Origin of the sequence: Flavobacterium poyangense (genome assembly GCF_011751075.1) — a bacterium.
GTDB classification, from domain to species: Bacteria; Bacteroidota; Bacteroidia; order Flavobacteriales; family Flavobacteriaceae; genus Flavobacterium; species Flavobacterium poyangense.
The window spans coordinates 1-21372 of the sequence record NZ_JAALLN010000018.1; the positions used below are offsets into that span (position 1 = coordinate 1).

General features: G+C 34.9%; 18 protein-coding genes. 7 read left to right on the forward strand and 11 right to left on the reverse strand.

Annotated features, from left to right (window positions below):
* Positions 1 to 484: 484 nt before the first annotated feature.
* On the forward strand, positions 485 to 2104 hold the full coding sequence (gene pafA / locus G3A47_RS19215) for an alkaline phosphatase PafA (protein WP_166925341.1): 1620 nt from the start codon (positions 485 to 487) through the stop codon (positions 2102 to 2104).
* Between the two features lie 105 nt (positions 2105 to 2209).
* Here the strand turns inward: pafA and ald are convergent, their stop codons facing one another.
* Positions 2210 to 3328, reverse strand: coding sequence for an alanine dehydrogenase (gene ald / locus G3A47_RS19220; protein WP_166925343.1), 1119 nt, complete (start codon positions 3326 to 3328; stop codon positions 2210 to 2212).
* 199 nt (positions 3329 to 3527) lie between these two features.
* On the opposite strand from ald, the gene G3A47_RS19225 reads away from it, so the two are divergent.
* Positions 3528 to 3986, forward strand: a complete 459-nt coding sequence (locus G3A47_RS19225) for an Lrp/AsnC family transcriptional regulator (RefSeq protein ID WP_166925345.1) — start codon at positions 3528 to 3530, stop codon at positions 3984 to 3986.
* Between the two features lie 384 nt (positions 3987 to 4370).
* Here the strand turns inward: G3A47_RS19225 and G3A47_RS19230 are convergent, their stop codons facing one another.
* Together G3A47_RS19230 and G3A47_RS19235 are read right to left on the reverse strand one after the other, a co-directional pair.
* Positions 4371 to 5819 (reverse strand): glyceraldehyde-3-phosphate dehydrogenase, encoded by a 1449-nt coding sequence (locus G3A47_RS19230; protein ID WP_166925347.1) that lies wholly within the window; start codon positions 5817 to 5819, stop codon positions 4371 to 4373.
* A gap of 243 nt (positions 5820 to 6062) precedes the next feature.
* Positions 6063 to 7463 carry a S1C family serine protease gene (locus G3A47_RS19235; protein WP_166925349.1) on the reverse strand — a complete coding sequence of 467 codons (1401 nt, stop codon included), beginning with the start codon at positions 7461 to 7463 and terminating at the stop codon, positions 6063 to 6065.
* A gap of 138 nt (positions 7464 to 7601) precedes the next feature.
* Between G3A47_RS19235 and dapF the strand changes: the two genes are divergently transcribed.
* The 5 genes from dapF to G3A47_RS19260 all read left to right on the forward strand — a co-directional run bounded on the left by dapF (position 7602) and on the right by G3A47_RS19260 (position 11719).
* A complete protein-coding gene (dapF, locus tag G3A47_RS19240; RefSeq protein WP_166925351.1) occupies positions 7602 to 8384 on the forward strand; it encodes a diaminopimelate epimerase in 783 nt (260 codons plus the stop codon).
* Positions 8385 to 8467: 83 nt separating this feature from the next.
* Complete coding sequence (locus G3A47_RS19245; RefSeq protein ID WP_166925353.1) at positions 8468 to 9001, forward strand: GNAT family N-acetyltransferase; 534 nt, start codon at positions 8468 to 8470, stop codon at positions 8999 to 9001.
* 10 nt (positions 9002 to 9011) lie between these two features.
* Entirely contained in the window at positions 9012 to 10052 is a 1041-nt protein-coding gene (mltG, locus tag G3A47_RS19250) for an endolytic transglycosylase MltG (RefSeq protein ID WP_166925355.1), read from the forward strand.
* A gap of 59 nt (positions 10053 to 10111) precedes the next feature.
* Positions 10112 to 10975: a DUF2279 domain-containing protein gene (locus G3A47_RS19255; RefSeq protein ID WP_166925357.1), complete on the forward strand. Its 864-nt coding sequence runs from the start codon at positions 10112 to 10114 to the stop codon at positions 10973 to 10975.
* Between the two features lie 99 nt (positions 10976 to 11074).
* Positions 11075 to 11719 (forward strand): peptidoglycan-binding protein LysM, encoded by a 645-nt coding sequence (locus tag G3A47_RS19260; protein ID WP_166925359.1) that lies wholly within the window; start codon positions 11075 to 11077, stop codon positions 11717 to 11719.
* 657 nt (positions 11720 to 12376) lie between these two features.
* On the opposite strand, the gene G3A47_RS19265 is transcribed toward G3A47_RS19260, so the two are convergent.
* The 8 genes from G3A47_RS19265 to G3A47_RS19300 form a co-directional block, all read right to left on the reverse strand.
* Entirely contained in the window at positions 12377 to 12694 is a 318-nt protein-coding gene (locus G3A47_RS19265; RefSeq protein ID WP_166925361.1) for a GIY-YIG nuclease family protein, read from the reverse strand.
* 760 nt (positions 12695 to 13454) lie between these two features.
* Positions 13455 to 15593 carry a methylmalonyl-CoA mutase gene (gene scpA / locus G3A47_RS19270; RefSeq protein WP_166925363.1) on the reverse strand — a complete coding sequence of 713 codons (2139 nt, stop codon included), beginning with the start codon at positions 15591 to 15593 and terminating at the stop codon, positions 13455 to 13457.
* A 45-nt stretch (positions 15594 to 15638) separates the two neighbouring features.
* Positions 15639 to 17003, reverse strand: a complete 1365-nt coding sequence (locus G3A47_RS19275) for a methylmalonyl-CoA mutase subunit beta (protein WP_166925365.1) — start codon at positions 17001 to 17003, stop codon at positions 15639 to 15641.
* Between the two features lie 19 nt (positions 17004 to 17022).
* Entirely contained in the window at positions 17023 to 17358 is a 336-nt protein-coding gene (locus G3A47_RS19280) for an FtsB family cell division protein (RefSeq protein ID WP_166925367.1), read from the reverse strand.
* A 142-nt stretch (positions 17359 to 17500) separates the two neighbouring features.
* Positions 17501 to 18109 (reverse strand): uridine kinase, encoded by a 609-nt coding sequence (udk, locus tag G3A47_RS19285; protein ID WP_166925369.1) that lies wholly within the window; start codon positions 18107 to 18109, stop codon positions 17501 to 17503.
* A gap of 637 nt (positions 18110 to 18746) precedes the next feature.
* On the reverse strand, positions 18747 to 19628 hold the full coding sequence (locus G3A47_RS19290) for an SDR family oxidoreductase (RefSeq protein ID WP_166925371.1): 882 nt from the start codon (positions 19626 to 19628) through the stop codon (positions 18747 to 18749).
* Between the two features lie 74 nt (positions 19629 to 19702).
* Positions 19703 to 20830, reverse strand: coding sequence for a methionine aminotransferase (locus G3A47_RS19295; RefSeq protein ID WP_166925372.1), 1128 nt, complete (start codon positions 20828 to 20830; stop codon positions 19703 to 19705).
* 66 nt (positions 20831 to 20896) lie between these two features.
* Complete coding sequence (locus G3A47_RS19300) at positions 20897 to 21358, reverse strand: energy transducer TonB (protein ID WP_166925374.1); 462 nt, start codon at positions 21356 to 21358, stop codon at positions 20897 to 20899.
* Positions 21359 to 21372 lie beyond the last annotated feature (14 nt).

Here is a 21372-nt window from a genome sequence, read left to right on the forward strand (position 1 = left end):
GCAGTTATGTGGGAGAGTATGTCGTCGCCTTTCTTTTAAAAACCCTGTTCTAACGAACGGGGTTTTTTGTTTTATAACGTTTTTTAAATTTCGCAGAGATTCGCAGAGATTCGCAAAGAAGACACAGAGAGACACAGAGTTTAATCTAAATTTTAGCGAATCTCTGTGCTTGCTTTGTGCAGCTCTGTGTAATCCTTGTTTGTTGAAATATAGAGAATTGTCACGCAAAGACGCAAAAGCGCAAAGTAATTTGAAACTGAAAAAAGAAAACTCTGCGTCTCTGCGTCTTTGCGAGGAAAAACAGTATCTTAAAAATCGTTGTGTTTCTTTGTGTGTATTTAATCGGCAAAGATTGGATTGCTGCTAATGATTAGTAAACTTCTGAAAATCTGTTAAATTATAGTAAATAATGGTTTTTAGAGTGGGACTGGTTAGAGTTTTTAAATGTGAATCTGTATTTTTGTTTTTTAATTATAATCTAAATATGAAAAAAAGTATCTTATTGTTGGCCTTATTTGTTATCACAAATATAAGTGCTCAACAGCGCCCCAAATTAGTTGTAGGTATTGTGGTTGATCAAATGAAAATGGAGTATTTATACCGGTTTTCTGATGATTTTTCGTCAAATGGTTTTAAGAGATTAATGAATAATGGGTATACTTTTCAAAATATGCATTATAATTATATGCCAACTTATACTGCACCGGGACATGCTTCTATTTATACAGGAACTACACCGGCGACACACGGTATTGTAGGTAATGAGTGGTTTAGCAGAACCCTTGGTAAAGAAATGTATTGTACAGATGATGCAAGTGTTAAAACGGTTGGTGAGGGTACAGCAGAAGAAGGAGCGATGTCGCCAAAAAACTTGCAGAGTACTACTATTACAGATGAAGTAAGAATGGCAACAAATTTTAACGGAAAAGTAATTGGTATCAGTTTAAAAGATCGCGGGGCAATTTTACCTGCCGGACACTTTGCAAATTGGGCATTTTGGTATAGTAAAACAGGTTCTTTTATTTCAAGTACCTTTTACGGTGATAATTTGCCTGATTGGGTTACAGAGTTTAATAAGGAGAAACGTTATTTGAATTATATTAATAAAGGCTGGGATTTATACAAGTCAGCAGATACATATAATGAAAGTTTACCGGATAATAATCCTTACGAAGGGAAATTATACGGAAGTGCTGCACCGGTTTTTCCATATGACTTGAAATCAATGTATGAGAAAAATGATGCTGGTATTTTGAGAGCTACTCCATTTGGTAATGATTTGTTAGCAGATTTTGCCATGAAAGCAATCGAAAAAGAAGAGTTAGGGAAAGATAATGTTACAGATTTCCTTACTGTTAGTTTTTCTTCTACGGACTATGTTGGTCATTTGTTAGGGCCTCGTTCTATGGAGCTTCAGGATACTTATTTGAGATTAGACCAAACTATTGCTGACTTTCTGAATTATCTTGATAAAACGGTTGGAAAAGATAATTATTTGCTTTTTCTAACAGCAGATCATGCGGGTGCAGAGAATGTAATCTATTTGAAAGATCGCAAGTATGATGTAAATAATTATCCTGGAAAAGAGGTTAAGAAGAGTTTACAGGATTTCTCTGTTAAAGCTTTTGGAGTTGATTTGATTTTGAACTATTCTAATTTTAATGTATTCTTAAATAAAACGCTTATTAAAGCGAAAAAATTAGATTTGGTAAATGTGAAAAAAGCCTTCAAGAACTTTTTAATTGCACAACCACAAGTAAAGAAAGTATATACAGAAGAAGAGGTTTTGGCTAATTCCGGAAATGATTACTACTTAAATTTTGTGGCAAAAGGGTACGATGTAACTCAAAATGGAGATTTGATTATTGTAGACAAACCAGGGAATATTGAGTATTCAACGACAGGAACATCACACGGAACACCTTATAGTTATGATACACATGTGCCTGCTATTTTTTACGGCTGGCATATCAAAAAAGGAGAGTCATATGATAAAAAAGCGATTACTGAAATTGCACCAACAATAGCACAAAAAGTAAAAGTTACTTTTCCAAATGGTACTGAGGCAAAAGTGTTGCAGGAAATTTTAAATGAAGAGAAGTAATCTCAAAAAATAATAAAGCTTGATTTAATAGCAGGCTTTTATGCAAAAAAGGCTTTTCAATTAAGAAAAGCCTTTTTATTTAGTAAGCATTTATTTAATTTAGTATTATGCGTTTGCTAACACTAATTCTTCGTTAAAAGGAAGATTCCATGCTTCAGCAACTCCTTTGTAAAGGATTTTTCCATTAGCAACGTTTAATCCTTTTTTCAATTCTTCATTTTCAGCACAAGCTTTTTCCCATCCTTTGTTAGCCAATTGTACAGCATACGGTAAAGTAGCATTTGTCAAAGCTAATGTAGAGGTGTAAGGAACAGCTCCTGGCATATTTGCTACACAGTAGTGAACAATATCGTCAATAATAAAAGTTGGGTTTTCGTGAGTTGTTGGAGTACAAGTCTCGATACAACCACCTTGATCTACTGCTACGTCAACAACAACAGTTCCCGGACGCATTAATTTAAGCATATCACGAGTGATTAAGTGAGGTGCTTTTGCTCCTGGAATTAAAACAGCACCAACAATTAAATCTGCATCAGCAATTGCTCTGGTAATGTTATAGTGATTTGACATTTCAGTATTAACGTTAGCCGGCATAATATCATCTAATTGACGTAAACGTGGTAAGCTTAAGTCCATAATAGTTACCTGAGCTCCTAAACCTGCTGCCATTTTAGCTGCTTGAGTACCAACGATACCTCCACCTAAAACTAAAACTTTTGCCGGTGGTACACCTGGAACACCTCCTAAAAGAATTCCTCTTCCTTTTAATGGTTTCTCAAGGTATTTAGCTCCTTGTTGAATAGCCATACGACCTGCAACTTCAGACATTGGAACTAATAGAGGTAAACTACGATCTGCTTTTTCAACTGTTTCGTAAGCTAAACATACAGCTCCTCTTTCTAACATAGCATGTGTTAATGGCTCAGATGAAGCAAAGTGAAAGTAGGTAAAAAGTAATTGATCTTTTTTGATTAATGGATATTCAGAAGCAATAGGCTCTTTTACTTTGATAATCATTTCAGCGATAGCATATACTTCTTCAATAGTTGCTAAAACTGTCGCACCAGCTTTTACATATTCTTCATCAGCAAAACCACTACCTACACCTGCAGTTGCTTGAACGTAAACTACATGACCGTGTTTTTTCATTTCAGAAACTCCGGCTGGAGTTAAGGCTACACGATTCTCGTTATTCTTGATTTCTTTAGGAACACCTATTATCATATTGTTATATTTTTTTGTTTTTTGAAATTGTTTTTACAAATTTACAGTTAGAGAATATATTATTGATAATTGATTGATAAATAAGAAAATATTATTTTATTTGTTACTTTTACAGGAAAATATTCTTTATGAAAGTGTTTTTCTTTCGTGAAAAAGAAAAAAAGACTTTTTTTGAATTAAAATTTATATCGTTTTCGTTATGGCTTTAGATGAAACTGACAAAAAAATCCTACGACTTTTGCAGGAAGATGCGCATTATACGTTAAAAGACATTGCTAATAAGATCAATTTATCGTTAACACCGGTTCATGATCGGGTGAAACGTCTTGAGAAAGAGGGAGTTATAGAGCGATATGTTACGATTTTGAATAAAAAAAAATTAGGGAATAATCTTACTGTCTATTGTCAAGTCACTTTGACTAAACAAACGTATGATACTTCGGAAGGTTTTAATCAGTCGATTTTGAATTTGCCGGAGGTCGTAGAGTGTAATTATGTTTCGGGGAATTTTGATTATATGCTCAAAATTATCATACCGGACATGGAAAGCTATCATCGTTTTCACCAGCAGAAATTATCAGTTTTACCGGAAGTTTCTTTGTTAAACACCGTTTTTGTAATGTCGGAGGTGAAAAGCACGACAGTTTTACCTATTTAAGCTGCTGTTTGTGAGTTGTGGGTTGTGCGTTGTGAGTTGTAAAATGTATAATGTAAAATGTGAGATGTAAGCCTGAAATTTGATGCGTTTTGTTTTATGGTTTTATTGTACAAGATAGAGATAGAAGGTGATAGAGTTTACAGGGATTGTCGAAGTACATTAATTAGCAACTCCATGTTCGGTTCTTGAAAATGGTAATCAGTGTTGTTTTTTACTTTCGCAAGTATTCTATTCAGTAAGGTTTGGTTGTTGTAAAAAAAAACTATAAATTCTGAGACTCACATTTCACATTTTGCATTTCACAAAGAGCAACTTGAGTTATTTAAATAAAAAAACCACCAAGTAAAACTTGATGGTTTTGTGTAACATTGGTTTTGGTGTATATTAATAGTAAGTAAAACGTCTTACTTTTGCAATATATTTGGCTAAACGAATAACCTGATGGCTATAACCGTATTCATTGTCGTACCAGATGTACAATACAATATTTTTTCCGTCTTTAGATACGATAGTAGCATTACTGTCATAAATTGAAGGTGCTGATGTACCAACAATATCTGATGAAACTAATTCATTATTTAATGAATATTTAATTTGCTCTACCAATTCTCCTTCTAAAGCATATTTTTTCATTATTTTATTGATCGCAGCTACGGTCGTTCCTTTTTTAACTTCTAAATTAAGAACTACCAATGAACCATTTGGAACCGGAACTCTAATTGCATTTGAAGTTAATTTACCTTCTAGTGAAGGCAAGGCCTTTGCTACAGCACTTCCGGCTCCCGTTTCGGTGATGACCATATTTAAAGCTGCAGCTCTTCCACGACGGTATTTTTTGTGCATGTTATCCACTAAATTTTGGTCGTTTGTATAGGCGTGAATGGTTTCTAAATGACCTTTTACAACTCCTAAAGTGTCTTCGATAGCTTTTAAAACCGGTGTAATGGCATTTGTAGTGCAAGACGCTGCTGAGAAAATATCGATCTCATCAGGATTATATTCGTTGTGGTTTACACCATGTACAATATTAGGAACTCCTTTTCCTGGAGCAGTCAATAAAACTTTACCAGCACCATTTGAAGTCAAATGTCTTTGTAAAGCTGCTTCTGTAGTAAAGACTCCGGTATTGTCAATGATCAATGCGTCGTTGATTCCGTATTGTGTATAATCGATTTCTTCCGGTGTATTTGCGGTGATCATATGAACAGTAGTTCCATTAATGATCAAAGCATTGTTTTTAGGGTCAGTAGTTACAGATCCTTGAAAATCTCCGTGAATCGAATCATATCGTAATAATGAAGCTCTCTTTTCTAAACTAGTTGCATCGTTGTTGTCACGAGTTACAATTGCTCTTAGACGTAATTGATTTCCTTTTCCGGTTTTAGACATTAATTCTCTGGCCAATAAACGACCAATTCTTCCAAAACCATATAAAACAACATCTTTTGGTTGAATTTCTTCAGATGATTTGGCTTCTTTCAATTTATCAAGTACAAAATATCTTGCATCAGGATATTTCTCATCTTCTAAACGATATTCGTATGTTAGTTTTCCTAAATCTAATTTGGAAGGAGGAAGATCTAACGACAGGATAACCTGAGCAATTTCTACAGAATCAAAAATGGTGATGGGTTTACCAACAAACTCACCTGCGTATTGATGTAAATTAATAATATCGCTTACATTTTTATCCAACAATTGATTTTTGAATAAAACCATTTCGATGGATTTGTCATACCATAAATCACTTATGATTTTGATTAATTCGACACCAGCTCTTCTTCGGTCGACTTGAAGTGATACTTCTTTTTGGTACAAAGATTTTTTGCTCATAATGGGAAATTTGAAAAAATAAAGAGGGCACTATTTTAAAATTTTGCGCAAAAGTACCCATTTCAATCGATTTCGTAAACTATTTTAGCATTTTTTTTTGAATGCCATGCAAAAAAAATATTTTCTTACATTTTAAATAAAAGAGGGTTCCGGCAACCAAAACTTAAATTGTTTTTGGGCAATAGAAGTAAAAAAGCCATCTTATTTTTAAGATGGCTTTCAATTATAATTTAGATAAGATGTTTAGATAATAATTCTTAGAATTTCACCATTTTTATTTATCATTTCAAGACGCATACTTTGTCCTTCATCTTTTTTATTTAAGAGTCTGGAAACCGTCTCAATATTGATTGCTTTTACATTATCGATACTTAAGATGATATTGCCTTGTAATTCGTTTTGATATTGCATTAGATTTTCATTCGTAATATTTTTGATTTTTACACCATAATCTATTCGGAATCTCTTTTTATCAGCAGAATCAATATTTTCCAGTTCTATACCTTTAAATTCGGTACTGTAAAATTCATTTTTACTTAAAGTTACCGGTACTGTTCTGGTTTTTCCGTCTTTAATATAAGTAACTTTAACAACATCATTTGGACGCTTAGCATTGATGTAACCTGAAAGATCGGCATAGGTTGCAATATTTTGCTCATCCAGTTTTATTATAATGTCTCCTTTTGCTAGTCCGGCTTTTTCTGCTCCCGAATTTTTGGTTACCTTATTAATATAGAAACCTTGGGTTTCGGTAATGCCAAGTTCTTTGGAAGCAGTACTGTTTAATTCTCCTCCTTCAACACCTAAAATTCCTCTTTGAACATTTCCAAATTCCATAATGTCCTCAATAATTTTTCGGGCTATGTTAGAAGGAACAGCAAAAGAATATCCCACATAAGAACCCGTCATGGAAGAGATCATAGTATTGATACCAATTAATTCACCACGTGTATTAACCAAAGCACCACCACTGTTTCCAGGATTTACCGCAGCATCAGTCTGAATAAAGGATTGAATACCCTTCGTATCTAAATTTCTGGCTTTTGCCGAAACAATTCCGGCAGTTACCGTTGACGTTAAATTATACGGATTTCCAACAGCCAAAACCCATTCGCCAATTTTTACAGAATCTGAATTTGCAAAAGTGGTGTAAGGAAGTTTTTCATCTGCATTGATTTTTAGCAATGCAATATCCATTTTAGAATCTGTACCAATAAGTTTGGCGGTATATGATTTTTTATTGTTCAGGGTAATTTCAATTTCCGATGCATCTTTGATCACGTGATTGTTGGTTACAATATATCCGTCTTCAGAAATAATGACACCTGAACCGGTTCCGACCTGTTCTTGCTGTTGTTGCCCGCCGTAGCCATAGAAAAATTCCATCATAGGATTACTGACCGTTCTTCGTGAGACGTTTTTTACGTGAACAACCGTGTGAATCGTTTTATCTGCGGCTGCTGTGAAATCTACAGTCTCTGCGGCCAATCCAACATTTTTGCCAAACGAATTTGGAGCGAGAGTAACAACAGAATTTCCTTTTCCAAAAAAAGAAGTGTTGCTTTCAAATAATAACTTGTAAGCACCAAGGGTAATAGCGCCGCTGAATAATGACACTAAAAATAAGGCTGAAAATCTTTTCATAATTAGAATTTATATTTAAGTTATTTAACGTAAAATTACTTCAAAAAATTATTTAGAAAAATGGTTTAACGCTCTTTAACAATGATTAACATTTCATTAATTAATAGTTCGTACTTTTGTACTTCTTAAAGACTAAAAATGCAAGTAGAATTTTATAAATATCAAGGTACAGGGAACGATTTTGTGATGATTGACAATCGCTCTGATTTTTTCCCAAAAGACAATATTAAACTGATTGAACGACTGTGTGACAGACGATTTGGAATCGGTGCTGACGGACTTATTTTACTCGAAAATGACTCTGAAACTGATTTTAGAATGGTGTATTATAATTCAGATGGAAATCAGAGTTCAATGTGTGGAAACGGTGGTCGTTGTCTGGTCGCTTTTGCCAATCAGTTGGGCGTAATTGAAAACAAAACAACTTTTATCGCAACAGATGGTTTGCATCATGCGACGGTTGGAGAAGATGCTATTATTTCGTTGCAAATGATAGATGTTGATGAAATCCAGAAGCAAGATTCTTATACTTTTTTAAATACTGGCTCTCCGCACCATGTGCAAATCGTTGAAGATTTAGAGCATTATAATGTAAAAGAAAACGGAGCAGCAATTCGTTACGGTGTCTTGTATGGAGAAAAAGGAAGCAATGTTAATTTTGTGAAAAAAGTCGACGATAGTACTTTCTCACTTCGTACTTACGAAAGAGGTGTTGAAGACGAAACTTTAGCTTGCGGAACTGGTGCTACGGCTGTTGCTATTGCGATGAATGCAACTGGTCAGACTGATAAAACTTCAATTAATTTGAATGTTGAAGGTGGAAAACTGATCGTTTCTTTTGATAAAATAGGAGATCATTTTTCGAATGTTTTCTTAACCGGACCTGCAAAATTTGTTTTTAAAGGAACGATAGAAATTTAATTTTAGCACTTAATTCCCGAATTACAGTTCAAAATCTAAAATCAACAATCTACAATCAACAATCTACAATCTAAAATCAACAAATGATAACTCTCAAAGGTGATTCGGTATATCTGAGGGCATTAGAACCTAATGATCTGGAATTCGTGTATGCCATGGAAAACGATCAGAGTATTTGGGAAGTCAGTAATACCCAAACACCCTACAGTAGATTTTTAGTGCGTCAGTATCTCGAAAATGCACATCAGGATATTTATGAAGCCAAACAATTGCGATTGGCGATTTGTCAGGATGAAGATTTTCCGGCGGTTGGATTGATTGATTTATTTGAATTTGATCCTAAAAATAATAGGGCCGGAGTTGGAATTGTGATTCAAAGTAAAGACAACAGGAATCAAAATATTGGTTCTGAGGCTTTAGAGTTGCTAATTAAATATGCTTTTTACAATTTAAACCTGCATCAATTATATGCAAATATTAATGTGGGAAATGTAGCCAGTATAGCACTTTTTACTAAATTTGGCTTCAAGGAAATAGGAATTAAAAAAGATTGGATATTGGTAAACAACCAGTATCAGGACGAAGCAATTTTTCAGTTAATTAACAAACAAATTTAAAATCTTAGCTTTGAGTATAAAAAAAATAATCACGTTAGCTGCCGTAGCCGTAATTTCAGTTTTAATGATTTACGGATTTATTTTAATCAGTAGAATTTTTAGTGCCAATACTAAATTCGAAGAAAAAGAAGTATACGTATACGTTCCTACCGGAGCTAATTATACGGATGTGAAAAAAATATTGCATCCATACATCAAAAATTTCGAAAATTTTGAGATGGTTGCCAATAAAAGAAGTTATCCGGAAAATGTGAAGCCGGGTCGTTTTTTGCTTAAAAAAGATATGAATAATATCGATTTGGTTCGAGCGATGCGTTCTAATATCCCTGTAAAATTGGCTTTTAATAATCAGGAGCGTTTAGAGAATTTTGCTGGAAAAGTGGGGGCTCAGATCGAAGCAGACAGTTTGTCGCTGATGAAAGCGATTAAAGATTCGACTTTCTTAAAAGAAAACGGTTTCAATGAAGAAAATGTTTTTGCCATGTTTATTCCGAATACCTATGAAGTTTATTGGAATACTTCTGCAGTGAAGTTTCGCGATAAAATGATCAAAGAGTATCATAATTTCTGGACAACTGAAAGAATTGCAAAAGCAAAAGCACAGGGATTAACTCCGGTTCAGGCTACAATTTTGGCGTCTATTGTTCATAAAGAATCCGTTAAAAAAGATGAAAGACCTCGTATCGCAGGGGTATATTTAAACCGTTTGCGTTTGGCGATGCCATTACAAGCTGATCCAACTGTTATTTATGCTTTGAAATTAAGAGATAATGATTTCGACCAGGTTATTAAAAGAGTTTTTTATAATGATTTGGTAATGAAATCTCCATATAACACTTATGTAAATATAGGCCTTCCTCCGGGGCCAATTGCGATGCCTGACATTACTGCTCTTGATGCTGTTCTAAATCCGGAGAAGCATGATTATATTTATTTTTGTGCCAGCGTAGATCGTTTTGGATACCACGAATTTGCTTCGACTTACGAACAGCATACCATAAATGCAAAAAAATATTCAGACTGGATTGCCAGTCAGGGCGTAACAAGATAGTTTTGAGTTTAAAAAAGATCCTTATTTTATTGGTTTTACTTTTTTTGAATTTTCAACTGATGAAAGCTCAAAGTAAAATTGACGCTTTTTTGACGCCTTCAGATACTTTAAATCTAAAAAGACAAAATACAGTTATAGTGACTGAAGCTACTTTGGCTTCAGCCACTTTAATTGGTTTACATCAGCTGTGGTATTCCGATTATCCCAAGTCAAATTTTCATTTTATAAATGATAATAAAGAATGGCTGCAAATGGATAAAGTGGGGCATTTCTACTCTGCCTATCATTTAGGAAGATTTGGTGCAGAAGCGCTCAATTGGAGTGGTGCCAGTACTAAAAAACAACTAATTTACGGTGCAGGTATAGGTTTTGTTTTTTTAGCAGCTGTCGAAGTGTTGGATGGCTATTCTTCTGAATGGGGAGCTTCTTCGGGGGATATTATTGCCAACACAGCCGGAACCGCATTGTATGTCTCTCAGGAATTACTTTGGAAAGAGCAACGCATTACACCAAAGTTTTCTTTTCATACAACTTCATACGCCAATCAGAGACCAAATGTATTAGGAGCTTCACTAAATGAGCAGATTCTAAAAGATTATAATGGACAAACGTATTGGCTTTCTGTAAATCTTCATTCTTTTGCCAAAAAATCAAAAATTCCGAAGTGGTTAAATGTCGCTTTCGGATATGGAGCGGAGGGTATGTTATCGGGAAATGTGCAAAACGAAATTCCGATTTCGGTCGAAAATCCTGAAAGATATCGTCAGTTTTTTCTTAGTTTTGACGTTGATTTAGCTAAAATTAACACAAAATCGCATTTTTTGAAAACTATTTTTTCGGTTTTGAACACGATTAAAATTCCGGCGCCAACCTTGGAATACACTGCCAGCAAAGGGCTTAGGGCGCATGCGTTTTATTTTTAAAAAATATAACTTATTGATTATCAGTATATTTGTAAATTGTTTTACCTTTGCAGCGTAGAAATTTCAAAAAGGTGACAGCGTTTTGAAGAAAAACAATTTATGATAAAGAAATGGTACTTTTACTCGAGTTTAATCGTAGTTATTACATTTTTAAGTTTGGGTTTTAAACCCTTTAATCTGGAAACCAAACCTTGGTTTCTAATCGAAAAAACAGATGGATCCGAATACTTATTTCCATCGCAAGAAAAGGATGATTATCCTAATTTAAATTACAATTTTCCCTACACCGGAAATCGCCTTATTGCTTTTAAAGAAGCAGTAGCTTTTAAAGAATCTCAAGGGAAGTACCGATTAGTTAATTCTTTAGGGTACATGGGAAAATACCAATTTGGCTCTCAAGCATTAAGGGCAATTGGTGTTCGTAATGAGAAAGCCTTTTTGAAAGATCCCGCTTTACAGGAAAAAGCATTTGTAACGTTATTGTCCAAAAACAAATGGATTTTGCGTAACGAAATCGAAAAGTACGAAGGGAAAGTGATTAGTGGTGTCGAAATTACCGAATCCGGAATTTTGGCTGCCGCACACCTTGGAGGAGCTGGTTCAGTAAAAAACTTCTTTAAAAACAAAGGAAACAGACATTTTAGAGATGCCTTTGGTACTTCGTTGAGAAGCTACATGAAAGCCTTTGGTGGTTATGACCTTTCTTATATTGAAGCAGATAGTAATGCTACAATAAACGATTAGTAAAGTGTAAACTTTATAAAAAAACCTGCTTTTAGAGCAGGTTTTTTTGTGTTGAGTCTTTTGTGTTGGATGATTCGCGTTGAATGTGTCATTTACAGGAATGATTATCTAATTTGTTTAATTATGTCATTTCGACGCAGGAGAAATCACACCAATAATTCGGCAAAGTTTGGCGATATACTGTGTGGAGCACCTAGTGCGATTCCTCATTCTTCGGAATGACAAACGATTACCTACTTCGTTTAGTATGTCATTTCGACTTTAGGAGAAATCACACCAATAATTCGGCAAAGTTTGGCGATATACTGTGTGGAGCACCTAGTGCGATTCCTCATTCTTCGGAATGACAAACGATTACCTACTTCGTTTAGTATGTCATTTCGACTTTAGGAGAAATCACACCAATAATTCGGCAAAGTTTGGCGATATACTGTGTGGAGCACCTAGTGCGATTCCTCATTCTTCGGAATGACAAACGATTACCTACTTCGTTTAGTATGTCCTTTCGATGAAGGAGAAATTACACCCGTACTTCGACAATAATTGGTGACATACTGTGCGGAGCTCCTAGCTCGATTCCTCATTCTTCGGAATGACAAACGATTACCTATTTCGTTTAGTATGTCTCTTTAATCAAGTAAAAGTTTTTATGTTTTACTACTCAAAAAGGTGATTAAGAAATTCAAATGCTGGATTTTGTTCTCTAATTAACATTAGCTTTTTGCTTCTATTCCATTTTTTTAATTGCTTCTCTCTAGCAATTGCTTCCTGTATCCAAGTAAATTTTTCATAATAAACTAAAAACTTAATGTTGTATCTTGAAGCAAATGTTTTCGTTTTGTTTTCTATGTTCTCTTTGTGTTGACGTAATCTTGCTCTTAAATTATTGGTTACACCAATATAATAGCTAGAGCGATATTTGTTTGTGATAATGTAAACGTAATAAGTATGATAACGGAAATGAGGATTGAACATATTATTTTTTTATACGAATATGCATATTTCATTTGATTCTTGTTTGTTTTGTTTTGGCGACGTAGAAATTGCATAGATAAGTGGTAATTTGTCATTTCGACTTTAGGAGAAATCACACCAGTAATTCTACAAAGATTGGCGACATACTGTGTGGTGCTTCTATTGTGATTCCTCATTCTTCGGAATGACAAAGTAAGTAGTCATTTGCCTTTTCTGACAAAGTAAGTGGTGATTTGTCATTTCGACTTTAGGAGAAATCACACCAGTAATTCGACAAAGATTGGCGACATACTATGTGGAGTTTCTAGTGTGATTCCTCATTCTTCGGAATGACAAAGTAAGTAATCATTTGTCATTTCTGACAAAGTAAGTGGTGATTTGTCATTTCGACTTTAGGAGAAATCACACCAGTAATTCGACAAAGATTGGCGACATACTATGTGGAGTTTCTAGTGTGATTCCTCATTCTTCGGAATGACAAAGTAAGTAATCATTTGTCATTTCTGACAAAGTAAGTGGTGATTTGTCATTTCGACTTTAGGAGAAATCACACCAGTAATTCGACAAAGATTGGCGACATACTGTGTTGAGCTCCTAGTGTGATTCCTCATTCTTGGAATGACAAAGTAAGTAGTCATGTCAGGAATGACAAAGTTTCAATTAGGTCTTTTACGTGAGAATTGACAAGGTTAGAGAAAAAATTATAAATAAAAAAAGAGAGACATAATGTCTCCCTTTTTGAATTAGTTTGTTATAATCTTTAGTCAATTAAAATATCAAGAATTTTTATAGCTGCTTCACTAATTTTAGTTCCGGGACCAAAAACGGCTACTGCACCGGCATCAAATAAATATTGATAGTCTTGTGCCGGAATTACTCCACCTACAATTACCATTATATCTTCGCGACCGTGTTTTTTAAGTTCTTCGATTACCTGCGGAACCAAAGTTTTATGACCTGCAGCCAAAGATGAAACGCCTAAAATATGTACGTCATTTTCTACCGCTTGTTTGGCAGCTTCAGCAGGGGTTTGGAAAAGTGGACCTATGTCTACGTCAAAACCAACATCGGCGTAGCCGGTTGCAACTACTTTTGCGCCACGATCATGTCCGTCTTGTCCCATTTTGGCAATCATGATTCTCGGACGTCTTCCTTCCTGTTTTGCAAAGGCATCGGCTAATTGCTTTGCTTTTTCAAAACTTTCATCGTTTTTTATTGCTGCACTATACACACCGCTAAAGGATTTAATTTGTGCTTTGAATCTTCCGAAAGTACTTTCCAAAGCATCACTGATTTCGCCTAAAGTTGCTCTGTTTCTGGCAGCTTCAACAGCGATTTCAAGTAAATTACCTTGTCCGGTTTTGGCACAAAGAATTAATTTTTCCAGTGATTGATTTACTTTTTCAGTATCTCTTTTTGATTTTATTTCTTCTAAACGTTCTATTTGTTGCTTACGAACCATCTGGTTGTCTACATCTAGAATATGTAAAGGATCTTCTTTTTCTAATCTAAATTGATTTACACCAACAATAATATCCTGTCCGCTGTCAATTCTTGCTTGTTTTCTGGCTGCTGCTTCTTCGATTCTTAGTTTTGGAATTCCTGCTTCAATTGCTTTTGTCATTCCACCTAATTCTTCGACTTCCTCGATCAGTTTCCAGGTGCTTTTTACAATTTCGTTGGTTAGACTTTCGACATAATAGCTACCTGCCCAAGGATCAACAGTTTTAGTGATCTTTGTTTCTTCCTGTAAAAATATTTGAGTGTTACGGGCAATCCTTGCAGAGAAATCAGTTGGCAGAGCAATTGCTTCATCTAAGGCATTGGTGTGCAAAGATTGTGTTCCTCCAAAGGCTGCCGCTGTTGCTTCAATACAAGTTCTGGCAACATTATTAAAAGGATCTTGTTCTGTTAAGCTCCAACCACTGGTTTGACAATGGGTTCTTAATGCCAGTGATTTATCGCTTTTTGGATTAAATTGCTGAATTAATTTTGCCCAAATCATTCTTCCGGCTCTCATTTTGGCAATCTCCATAAAATGATTCATACCAATTGCCCAGAAAAAAGAAAGACGCGGAGCAAATTCATCAATCGTCATTCCGGTCGAAAGGCCGGTTCTGATGTATTCTAAACCATCTGCCAATGTGTAAGCCAATTCAATATCAGCTGTTGCACCGGCTTCCTGCATATGATATCCGGAGATGGAGATCGAATTGAATTTTGGCATTTTCTTGCTTGTAAATTCAAAAATATCAGCAATTATTTTCATAGAAGGCGTTGGCGGATAGATGTAGGTGTTTCTAACCATAAATTCTTTCAGGATATCATTTTGTATTGTTCCTGAAAGTTTTTGTATGGCAACTCCTTGCTCTTCTGCCGCAACAATATAGAATGCCATAATAGGTAAAACGGCACCATTCATTGTCATTGAAACGGACATTTCATCTAATGGGATCTGATCAAAAAGTACTTTCATATCTTCAACAGAATCGATAGCCACACCAGCTTTTCCGACATCACCGACAACACGTTCGTGGTCTGAATCGTAACCGCGGTGTGTAGGTAAATCAAAGGCAATGGATAACCCTTTTTGTCCGGCGGCAAGATTTCTTCTGTAAAAGGCATTACTTTCTTCTGCCGTAGAGAATCCTGCGTATTGACGAATTGTCCACGGACGCCTTACGTACATAGTGGCATAAGGCCCACGTAAATTGGGTGCATATCCCGCTCCGAAATTAAGAAATTCCAAATCCTTAGTATCTTTTTCAGAATACGTTTTTTTGATCTCAATTCCTTCTGCGGTTAAAAAGTTACCGTCAGCCTGTTGACTTCCCTGTGCAACTTCTAACTTCTGACTTTTAACTTCTAACTTTATATGTGTAAGGTCTTTTCTTATCATGGAAACACTCTTTTGAGTTGTTTTTTAATTACTTTGAATATATGATTACTCTAACTCCAATCGTTCCTGTTCCAGCTTTTCAGCTAGTCTTTTCTCTATTATGGGCGTAATTAATGTTTTTCTTGGTTTTATTTTTACAAAAGGAAACAATTCTAAATCGTGTTTCATTTTATCGTCTTTGTTCGGATATTTATTGGTGCCTAAGAGAATTTCTTTTTTAGCATCGAATAAATCCTGTTCTTTAGCAGCACTTTCCTGAATTTTCTTTTTAATGGTTCCGTCATTTAAAAGTTTTAGGAAACCGCCATTGGCCTCAATATCTTTAAAGAGGGCCAAACTTTTTTCTGCAAGCTGCATGGTCAAGCTTTCGATATAATAACTTCCGTCAGCCGGATTATCTACTTTGTCAAAGTAACTTTCGTGTTTTAAAACCAATAATTGATTTCGGGCAATTCGGTCTCCAAATTCATTGTCTTTATGATACAGCGCATCATAAGGCAAATTGGCGATCGAGTCTGCTCCACCAAGAATGGCCGACATGCATTCGGTTGTGGTGCGAAGCATATTGACATTATAATCATAAATTGTTTTGTTGCGTTTGGTTGGTGTAACTAATAAATGACAGTCTAATTCCGGATTGTATTCGTTTGCTATTAATTTGAAAAGCATTCGCAACGCACGAAGTTTAGCAATTTCAAAAAAATAGTTAGTTCCAACCGAAACCTGAAATACAATTTGTTTTGTTACGTTAGGCAAACGGTTTAAGTATTCGTTAGCATGTGCTAAGCTATACGCAATTTGTTGTGTGATTGTAGCTCCTGCATTTTGGTAGAGCCCCAGGTCTACACTTAATAAAGAGATATTTGAAGTTGCTTTTGAAATCAATTCAATGGTCTCAAAATTAGTTTTATCAGGAGTAGTAAACCAGTTTCCTTCTTTTGCAAGATGACCAATCGGGTCTAAATTACAATAAAAAGTACTCTTTTTTTGAATAGCAATAACATCCAGTTGTTTAACGAAATCGATTGAAATAAAATTCAAATTAAAGTAAACGATTTTGTTTTCTAAAGGAAGACTTTCCAGTAGTTGCTGAATGTTTGTTTTTTCGTTTTCAATCGTAAATCGAAGGCTTTCAGCTCCTCTTTCAATCGTATTTAACGCTCTCTGAATTGATTTCTCAATATCATAAACAAAGATGTTTTGACAAATTTTGAATTCGGTTACTTTTGTTTCTACGCTGGCAGCTTTTGAGAATTCATCTCTATGGTAAAATGGTTTTACCTGAATGTCTTCAGGGGAATTCCAAATTACGGTTTCGTTATAATCAGCCCCATCCAGTTCAAACTGAATTTTTTGTTTCCATTGTTTGGATGAAATTGGACTAAAATCGTCGAATAGGGTAGTAGCCATTTAGTGGTTTTTTTTCTGATTATTCTTTAGTTTCCTGAATAGTGTCTCCTTCAAATTGAATGATATATATGTCTTCGCTGTCTTTTTTCATAAAGTATTTTTCGCGGGCATATTTTTCTATTTGTTCAGGATTTTTTAATAGTTTGATCTGTTCCTGATCTTTTCTGATTTCCTCCTGATAGTATTTTTTATTGTCTTCGAGTTCTTCAATTTGCTGGTCTAGAAAGCGATGATCAAAATAGGAGTAATTGTCTAAAAATAACATCCAGACCACAAAAAATAATAATACCCAAACGTATTTATTGCCCAGAAGACTGAGCCAGGATTTTCCTTTGAAAGGGTTTGTTATTTTCATTTTAATCGGTTGTATTTTTAGTATTTGATTCCTCTTTTAACCCGGTAATTCCTTTATCTTTTTATCGTTTTAGCGTTATAAAAAGATAAAGGGAAATCGGGTAATGGCTTTTAGCTTTAATGCAATAAATTTACAATAAAAATTATAAAATTCGCTGATTTATTACGGCGCGAACGACATCAATTGCTACGGTATTGTATTTGTCGTTTGGTATAATGATGTCTGCAAAAGCTTTTGAAGGTTCTATAAATTGCTCATGCATAGGTTTTAAGGTGTTCTGATAACGTGTTAAAACTTCATCAATATCACGACCACGTTCTGAAATATCACGTTTCAAACGACGGATTAATCTTTCGTCTGAATCTGCGTGAACGTATATTTTAATATCAAAAAGATCACGTAGCTCGGGATTTGTCAAGATTAGAATCCCTTCAACGATCATTACTTTTCTCGGATGCGTAGAAACCGTGTCGTCGGTTCTGTTGTGTTGTATAAATGAATATACAGGTTGATTGATTGTTTCTCCGGCTTTTAATGCTTTTAGGTGTTTTACCAATAATTCAAAGTCAATCGCACGTGGGTGATCAAAATTAATTAATGCTCTTTCGTCAAATGATAGATTAGTGGTTTCTTTATAGTATGAATCCTGAGAAATTACGCCCACTTCTGTGTCCGGTAATTCATTCATGATTTGGTGTACTACTGTTGTTTTTCCACTTCCTGTTCCTCCTGCAAGTCCAATAATGAGCATAAATTTGTTGTTATATATTTGTTTGGCAAAAATAATAATTTAAGTGGATACATAATGGAATCCAAACTTTAAAATTGAATTTACAAGCAGAAGTTTAAGGAGCGGTTAAGATTATGCGGGTTAATTGCGAATTGTTTAAACTAAATAATTGTTTTAAACCATATAAGTGATGTAAGTTCATTTTATGTTGAAGGCTTAATTACAGGCCAATCCGAATGTCACCCTGAGCGAAATCGAAGGTTATGTGAGAAATTTTACTGTTGTTAAACCATATAAGTAATATAAGTTCATTTAATCCTGGGAACTTAATTATTGGCAAACCCAATGTCACCCTGAGCGGAGTCAAAGGCTGCGTGAGAAACTGTACTGTTGTTAAACCATATAAGTGATGTAAGTTCATTTTATGCTGAGCACATAATTATAAAAATCCGAATGTCACCCTGAGCGAAATCGAAGGCTACGTGAGAAACTTCAATGTTCTTAAACCTAAGCCAACAATTCCGCAAAGCTTACATTTTCTTATATCACTTATATGGTTTAAAAAAAGCAAAAAAAAATCCCGACAACAATAGCCATCGGGATTTAGTGCAATCAGTATAGTTTTTTGAAAATATTCTGAATTTAGTAAGCACATTAATTATTTATTCTTTTTTGCTTTTATCATCATTTCAAGCTGATCCCAAAGTTCTTCCGGTATAGCCTCCAGTAAATTAAATTGTCCGGCACCTTTCAGCCATTCACCACCATCAATTGTGATAACATCGCCGTTTACATAAGCAGAGAAATCAGAAACCAAATAAGCGGCTAAATTAGCCAACTCCTGATGATCGCCTACACGTTTTAAAGGTACTTTTTTGGCCATATCAAATTTTTCAGCTAAATCTCCAGGCAATAATCTGTCCCAGGCGCCTTTAGTTGGGAATGGTCCCGGAGCAATAGCATTAGAACGAATTCCGTATTTGGCCCATTCTACCGCAAGACTTCGTGTCATTGCCAAAACTCCCGCTTTTGCTGTAGCACTTGGTACTACATAAGCAGAACCAGTCCAGGCATAAGTGGTAACAATATTTAAAATCGTAGCTGATTTCTGTTTGCTGTCGATCCAGTGTTTTCCAAAAGCCAATGTACAGTTTTTAGAACCTTTAAGAACAATGTCAATAACAGTGTCAAATGCATTTGCAGATAATCTTTCTGTTGGAGAAATAAAATTTCCGGCCGCATTGTTCAGAAGAACATCTACTTTACCGAAAGTCTTTAAAACTTCCTGAAGCATGTTTTCTACTTCCTCATAATGACGAACATCACATTGAAGTGGCAAACATTTTCCACCGGTTTCAGCTTCCAGCTCTGTTGCCGTATTTTTTAGCTTTTCTAAATCTCTTGAAGTAATCGCTACCTGAGCTCCTAATTCTAAGAAGTATTTCGTCATGGCTTTTCCTAAACCACTTCCACCGCCTGTAACTACAATCACTTTGCCTTGTAAAGCATCATCTCGTAACATTTTATCTGTATAGCTCATATTTTCTTTTTTTTACAATATTAATCAAATATATAGTATGCATGCATAATATCGTTATAAAATTTTGATAAAATTTATATAGTACATAATTTTTTCGCAGCAGCTTCTAAAGTAAAGTCATCTTTGGCAAAGCAAAAGCGTATTAATTTTTGATCTTTATGATCGGAGTAGAAAGTCGATATCGGAATGGCAGCAACACCATGATCTGTGATTAGTTTTTTGCAAAAAGTAACATCGTCTTCGTTTGAAATAGCAGCATAAGAAGCAACCTGAAAATAAGTGCCCTCACAGGGTTTTAATTCAAATCGGCTGTTTTGTAATAGTTTTTGAAAATAATCTCTTTTCTCCTGATAGAATTTTCCCAAAAGATTCACGTCTACCACATCTAAATACTGACTGATTGCGACCTGTGAAATACTATTGACACTAAAAACCAAAAACTGATGTACCTTTTTGATTTCTCTCATCAAATAGTCCGGTGCTACAGCATAGCCAATCTTCCAGCCCGTAATATGGAATGATTTTCCGAAAGACGAAATCATGATACAACGATTTAGTAAAGCTTCTCTGGTGTGTGCCGAAATGTGTTTCTCTTCAAAAGTGATGTATTCGTAAACTTCGTCAGATAAGACAAGAAGATCAGGATATTTTGAAAGTATTTTTTCGAGTTCAAGAAAATCCTCTTCCTTTAGGATTTTTCCTGTCGGATTATGAGGGTTGTTGATGATAATCATTTTGCTCTTTGAAGAACAGGATTTTTCTATTCTTTCCCAGTTTGGCGTGTAATCATCGTTTAGAGCAACTCTTATTGGTTTTGCATTGCAAAGTAAAACAGGTGATTCATAAGAATCATAACTCGGATCGAGAATTAGTACTTCATCTCCCGATTTTACTAAAGCCAGAATCGTAGTAAAAATCCCTTGAGTGGCACCTGCAGTAACCAAAATTTCTGTTTCAGGTTCGATTGTTCTGTTGTAAGAACCCTTAACTAATTTCGCAATTTGACTCATCAACGGCGGATAACCGGCCATTGGCGTATATTGGTGTACATTTTCAGTCGTTAACTTGGCTAAGATTTGAGTTAATCGTTCATCAACCGGGAAATTAGGAAATCCCTGCGAGAGATTAATCGCATTGTATTCAGCGGCCATTTTTGACATGACCGTAAAAATACTGGTAGTGATATTGGGTAATTTACTCATGAGTAAGTTTTGAGGTTAGAAACTTGTGAGTTAAATATACGATAAGAAATGATTTTTTATTAAAAATTATTTTACAAAATTATTTACAGAAACTGGCAGAGAATAAAGAACTCTAACTAGTTTATTGTTTGCTTTTCCGGGAATCCATTTTGGAGCACCTTTTAGAACACGAATGGCTTCCTTTCCGGTCTCATAACCAATATCTCTTAATATTTTAATATCGCTTAACGATCCATCTTTTTCTATGATGAAGGTTGCGTAAATTTTTCCTTTAAGTGCCGTGTTTGTATTTGGAATTTTGAAGTTTTGCTCTACATATTTATTAAAAGCCTCTATTCCCCCAGGAAATTCAGGTTTTATATCTATTCCTGCTGTGTTATAAACGCTGTTATCATCATTAGGAACGGCTCCTTGTGGCGGGATTTTACTTGTGGGCTCGTCTATGGTAAGTACACCCTCTTTCTTAGTGGTTTGAGAAAAAATAGTTTGTACGGTGCAAATCAGAATTAGAATAAAAAACTTCTTCATTTTATGGTGGTTTT